This window comes from Acidisphaera rubrifaciens HS-AP3 (assembly GCF_000964365.1).
Classification (GTDB): Bacteria; Pseudomonadota; Alphaproteobacteria; order Acetobacterales; family Acetobacteraceae; genus Acidisphaera; species Acidisphaera rubrifaciens.
In genome coordinates this window covers 1-1042 of sequence record NZ_BANB01000340.1, presented here as the reverse complement: position 1 = coordinate 1042, position 1042 = coordinate 1, and the positions used below count along the sequence as shown (strand labels likewise).

Genomic DNA, 1042 nt, shown 5'->3' with positions numbered 1-1042 from the left:
GGCGCAACTCGGCCGGCATCGGCGCCTGCGCGGCCTCCGGCATCGCTGCCGCCGCTGCGGCCGACGTCGCCGCCAGCTTCGCGCGGCGCGCGCGTCCCTCGCGGATTTGCGTCGAAGCGATGAGCAGCGCGAACCCGCCGAACGCGGCCAGCACCAGCGCCAGATAGGCTTGTTCACCACCAGTCATCGTCGTCCCTCCCGTCCGTGATGCGATGCGCCAACGGTGGGCGCGCGCCGTCCGGGCGGCTTTGAGCGACGTCAAAAACGATGCGCTTTCCGTGGCTTTTCAGCCGACCGCGCGGGCGAACACGCGGGCATAGTTGCCGCCCATGATCGCCGCGATCTCCGGCCCGCCGAAACCCTGCCGGCGCAGCGCCGCGACCAGCGCCGGTGTCGCCGTGTAGTCGGGAAAGCAGGTGCCGGCGATCAGACCGCCCATGTCGGTGCCGATGCCGACATGCGCGATGCCCACGACGTCCACCGCCCGCGCGATCCCCTCGGCCAGCGCCGCCATCGTCGGGAAGACGGCGCGCGGCGGCCAGATGCCGATCACGCCGCCGGTCGCGGCGACGACGCGGGCATGTTCGGGCGTGATGCGGCGCTGGCGCGGGCCGGGATGCGCGGTGATCGAGCTGTGCGACAGCACCAGCGGCGCGCGGCTGACGGATGCCGCCTGTCGCACCAGGTCGTACGTGCCGTGCGCCACGTCCACGCCGATGCCGAGCGCGTTGCAGCGGCGGATCACCGCCGCGCCGAACGCGCTGAGGCCGCCATGCACGGGCGCCGAGGTCTGCACGTCGCCCAGCTCGTTGACCCGGTAATGCGTGAGCTGCAGATGGCGCAGCGTCCAGCGCGCATAGGCGTCGTCCAGCCGGTCGAGCGCGCCCTCCAGGAAATCCCCGCCCTCGGACGCGGCGATGGCGGCCGGGCGATCGGCGCGCGCGGCCAGCAGCGCCGCCGCGTCGGCGATCAGCGCCATGTCCTGCGCCCGTGCCAGCGCATGCAGCCGGGCGAAGGCGCGCGGCGCATAGGCTGCGAGATC

At 73.5% G+C, this 1042-nt stretch carries 2 protein-coding genes; both read right to left on the bottom strand.

The genetic code is table 11. From position 1 onward, the window contains the following. The coding region (locus B8460_RS20945) for a hypothetical protein (RefSeq protein WP_148360528.1) at nucleotides 1-262 on the bottom strand (262 nt) is incomplete at its 3' end. Nucleotides 263-286: 24 nt separating this feature from the next. Then, nucleotides 287-1042, bottom strand: a 756-nt coding sequence (locus B8460_RS10750; RefSeq protein ID WP_048861598.1) for a dipeptidase, incomplete at its 5' end; no start/stop codon positions are given.